At 73.1% G+C, this 4,661-nt stretch carries 2 protein-coding genes and 1 pseudogene; 1 reads left to right on the top strand and 2 read right to left on the bottom strand.

Annotation, left to right across the window (positions count from 1 at the left end; all coding sequences use genetic code 11):
• Positions 1–36: 36 nt before the first annotated feature.
• Together IE312_RS33205 and IE312_RS33200 are read right to left on the bottom strand one after the other, a co-directional pair.
• Positions 37–1,365, bottom strand: a complete 1,329-nt coding sequence (locus IE312_RS33205; RefSeq protein ID WP_189985940.1) for an FAD-binding oxidoreductase — start codon at positions 1,363–1,365, stop codon at positions 37–39.
• Positions 1,366–1,472: 107 nt separating this feature from the next.
• A complete protein-coding gene (locus IE312_RS33200) occupies positions 1,473–3,275 on the bottom strand; it encodes a glycoside hydrolase family 15 protein (RefSeq protein WP_189985954.1) in 1,803 nt (600 codons plus the stop codon).
• 542 nt (positions 3,276–3,817) lie between these two features.
• Between IE312_RS33200 and pyrG the strand changes: the two are divergent.
• Positions 3,818–4,661, top strand: a pseudogene (gene pyrG / locus IE312_RS42990) (CTP synthase); the annotation flags it as partial.

Raw genomic sequence — 4,661 nt, 5'->3', positions numbered from 1 at the left:
ACGCTACCTGCGGCGACGCCCTCGGGACAGCTCCCGCTACAGCGGCCGGACGTTGTGGTTGAAACGGAACACGTTGTCGGGGTCGTAGCGCCGTTTCACCTTCTCCAGCCACAGCAGGTTCCCCTCGCCCAGGCCCGCCCGCATCCGCTCGGGGCCCTCGTCGCCGATGAGGGTGAGGGGGACGGCGTCCGCGCTCCACGGGCGTACACCGGCGCACGCCTCCCGCACCCAGGCGAGGGCCCGCTCGTCGCCGGCCGGGTCCGGCCAGCAGGCGAAGGGGTGCGCGATCCAGGCGGCGTGCCGGTAGGGCGGCGGGTGACCGGCGGCTCCCGCGGCGACCGCCGCGCCGAGCGGCAGCAGCATGAGCCGGGAACCGGGGCCCGGCAGGTCCCCCGCGAGGGCGCAGAAGGCGTCCACGGCCGCGTCGGGCAGCGCGGTCAGGCACCGGGCCGACCAGTGGGCGCGCATCCCCCCGGGCGGGTACGGCACCGCCGGCGCCGGGGCACCGCACACCGCCGCCTCGTGCGGGAGCGCCGTCAGCGGCCCGGCCAGCGCGCGCAGTCCCTCCTCGCCGCCCGTGTACGTCACCAGCACGGCGCACCTCGGCGCCGGCCGTCCCGGCAGGCACAGCGCCGCCCCGCCCAGCTCGCCCGGACCGGCGCCGACGACCTCGCGGAACGCGCGGACCGCGGCCGGGCCGGACCCCGGCCCGTACCGCACCACGACGGCGGCGGGCCGGGGCAGCTCGTGCAGCGTCAGGGTCAGCGCGGTGGCGATGCCGAAGTTGCCGCCCCCGCCGTGCAGCGCCCAGAGCAGCTCCGGGTTCTCGCCGGCGTCGGCGCGCACCCGCTCGGCGTCGGCGGTCACCAGCTCCACCCCGGCGAGCTGGTCCGCGGCGGGCCCGACGGCGCGGTCCAGCGGGCCGGTGCCGCCGCCCAGGAGACAGCCGGCGACCCCGACGCCCGGGTCCCGGGCGACGCTCGCCGCGAGGCCGTACGGCCGCGTGGCCCGGTCGAGGTGCCCCACCGTGGCCCCGCCGCCCACCCGGGCCGTCCCGGCCGCCGGGTCGACGGTCACCCCGTGCATCCGGCGCAGGTCCACCTCCAGCGCGCCGTCCACCCGGGTGCCCGCCAGGCCCAGTCCGCCACCGCGCACCGCCACGGGCAGGTCCAGTTCCCGGGCGAAGCGCACGGCCCGCACCACGTCGGTCACGTGCGCGCACCGGGCGATCACGGCCGGACGCCGGTCGGTCCTGGCGTTGGGCACCGCCCGCGCGCCGTCGTACCCCGGGTCCCCCGGCGCGAACACCTCGCCGGCCAGTTCTGCGCGGAGCGCCGCGAGGGCGGTGTGCGCCTTGGAAGCCATGGCCGCCCCCTTGCGGGCCGGGGAGCGCAGGTCGGGCTTCCAGCGTAGGCCGGGGCGGCCCGAGGGGCCTGCCGTTCTAGCCGGGGCGGCCCGAGGGGCCTGCCGTTCTAACCCCCGTAGGCTCCCGAGGCCGTCAGGCGCAGGGCCGTGTCGATCAGCGGGACGTGGCTGAACGCCTGCGGGAAGTTGCCCACCTGGCGCTTCAGGCGCGGGTCCCATTCCTCGGCGAGCAGACCGAGGTCGTTGCGCAGCCCGAGGAGCTTCTCGAACAGCTTGCGGGCCTCGTCCACCCGGCCGATCATCGCCAGATCGTCCGCCATCCAGAACGAGCACGCCAGGAAGGCGCCCTCGTCGCCCGGCAGGCCGTCGACGCCCGCGTGGTCGCCCTCCGTCGGGTAGCGCAGGATGAAGCCGTCCGTGGTGGACAGCTCGCGCTGGATCGCCTCGATGGTGCCGATCACCCGCTTGTCGTCCGGCGGCAGGAAGCCCATCTGCGGGATGAGCAGCAGCGAGGCGTCCAGCTCCTGCGAGCCGTAGGACTGGGTGAAGGTGTTGCGCTCCTTGTCGTAACCCTTCTCGCACACGTCCCGGTGGATGTCGTCGCGCAGCTCGCGCCAGCGCTCCAGCGGGCCGTCGGCGTCCCCGGACTCGATCAGCTTGATCGTGCGGTCCACCGCGACCCAGGCCATCACCTTGGAGTGCACGAAGTGCCGGCGCGGGCCGCGCACCTCCCAGATGCCCTCGTCCGGCTCCTGCCAGTGGTCCTCCAGGTAGCGGATCAGCTTCAGCTGGAGCAGCGAGGCGTAGTCGTTGCGGGCCAGGCCCGTCATGTGGCCCAGGTGCAGGGCCTCGGTGACCTCGCCGTAGACGTCCAGCTGGAGCTGGTGCGCGGCGCCGTTGCCGACCCGGACGGGGGCCGAGCCCTCGTAGCCCGGCAGCCAGTCCAGCTCCGCCTCGCCCAGCTCGCGCTCGCCGGCGATGCCGTACATGATCTGCAGGTTCTCGGGGTCGCCGGCGACCGCGCGCAGCAGCCACTCGCGCCAGGCGCGGGCCTCCTCGCGGTAACCGGTGCGCAGCAGCGAGGACAGGGTGATCGCCGCGTCCCGGAGCCAGGTGTAGCGGTAGTCCCAGTTGCGCACGCCCCCGATGTCCTCCGGCAGGGAGGTGGTGGGGGCGGCGACGATGCCGCCGGTCGGGGCGTACGTCAGCGCCTTCAGGGTGATCAGCGAGCGCACCACCGCTTCGCGGTACGGCCCGTGGTACGTACAGTGCTCCACCCACTCGCGCCAGAAGTCCTCCGTCGCCTCCAGCGAGGCCTCGGGCTCGGGCAGCGGCGGGGGCTGCCGGTGCGAGGGCTGCCACGAGATCGTGAACGCGATGCGGTCACCCGGGGCGACGGTGAAGTCGGCGTACGTGGTGAGGGCCTTGCCGTAGGTCTCCGCCTCGGTGTCGAACCACACCGAGTCCGGGCCGGCGACGGCCACCGTGCGGCCCTCGTGCCGGTGCACCCACGGCACGACCCGGCCGTAGGAGAACCGCATCCTGAGCGCCGAGCGCATCGGCACCCGGCCGGTGACGCCCTCGACGATCCGGATCAGCTGCGGGGCGCCGTCACGCGGGGGCATGAAATCGGTCACACGGACCGTGCCGCGCGGGGTGTCCCACTCGGATTCCAGGATCAGCGAGTCGCCGCGGTAGCTGCGCCGGGCGGCGGTGGGCGGCTCCGCGTCGGCGGCGTGCGCCGGGCCGAGCCGCCAGAAGCCGTGCTCCTCGGTGCCCAGCAGGCCGGCGAAGATGGCATGCGAGTCGAAGCGGGGCAGGCACAGCCAGTCCACCGTGCCGTCCCGGCAGACCAGCGCCGCGGTCTGCATGTCTCCGATGAGTGCGTAGTCTTCGATGCGCCCGGCCACGTGCAACTCCAGTCGAACGGCCACGTCACACCCCCGCGCAGGGGGCTGTCGCTAGTGCGGTCAAGGGGTCGTTGTTGTGCGTCGTTGAGCGGTGAAGCAAAGCAGCCCGCCGAGCCCTGAGGCAACACGACAGTCCTTGCTCAACGAACTGCCGCGCTCTCGTTGTTCCGGGTGATGTTGGCGGGGGTGTGCCGTCGTTCCGGCCGGGCTCGGCAGCGAATGTCCGAGCAGGATACGACGCACGTAGATGATCTGCGCGCCGCTCCGGGCAACCCGTGTGGGCCGAACGGGTGAGCACCGGGTGAGAACGGTGTGTCCTCGGTGCAGCGCGCGTGACCCGAGTGACAGGTGCGACGGCAGCGGGTGGGCGGCCGGGTGCGGAGCGTGGCCGGAAGCCATCCGGGCCAGGCGCTGATACGCTGGTAGCCCGTGGACCGGTGGGAAAAAAACCCCCGAACCGCAGCGACGGCACCCCCGGCACCGCCCGGGAGGGAAGCCGGACCGCACCCCCAGACCGCGACCACGGGAGCCCCCTCTTGGCCATGCCGCCCAAAACCACGACGACCAAGCACATCTTCGTCACCGGGGGTGTCGCCTCCTCGCTCGGCAAGGGTCTGACCGCCTCCAGCCTGGGCATGCTGCTCAAGGCGCGGGGCCTGCGGGTCGTGATGCAGAAGCTCGACCCGTACCTGAACGTCGACCCGGGCACGATGAACCCGTTCCAGCACGGTGAGGTGTTCGTCACCAACGACGGCGCCGAGACCGACCTGGACATCGGCCACTACGAGCGGTTCCTCGACCGCGACCTGGACGGCACCGCCAACGTGACCACCGGCCAGGTCTACTCGACCGTGATCGCCAAGGAGCGGCGCGGCGAGTACCTGGGCGACACGGTGCAGGTCATCCCGCACATCACCAACGAGATCAAGCACCGCATCCGGCGCATGGCCACCGACGAGGTCGACGTGGTCATCACCGAGGTCGGCGGCACGGTGGGCGACATCGAGTCGCTGCCGTTCCTGGAGACCGTCCGCCAGGTCCGCCACGAGGTCGGCCGGGACAACGTCTTCGTGGTGCACATCTCGCTGCTGCCCTACATCGGCCCCTCGGGCGAGCTGAAGACCAAGCCGACCCAGCACTCGGTGGCCGCCCTGCGCAACATCGGCATCCAGCCGGACGCGATCGTGCTGCGCTGCGACCGCGAGGTCCCGACCGCGATCAAGCGGAAGATCTCCCTGATGTGCGACGTCGACGAGGCCGCGGTGGTCGCCTGCCCCGACGCCCGCTCGATCTACGACATCCCCAAGGTCGTGCACGCCGAGGGCCTGGACGCCTACGTGGTCCGCAAACTCGACCTGTCCTTCCGGGACGTGGACTGGACGACCT

The organism is Streptomyces capoamus, assembly GCF_014654935.1.
In the GTDB taxonomy this organism is placed as follows: domain Bacteria; phylum Actinomycetota; class Actinomycetes; order Streptomycetales; family Streptomycetaceae; genus Streptomyces; species Streptomyces capoamus.
The sequence above is the reverse complement of the archived record's forward strand: the minus strand, read 5'-3'. Positions and strand labels throughout refer to the sequence as shown.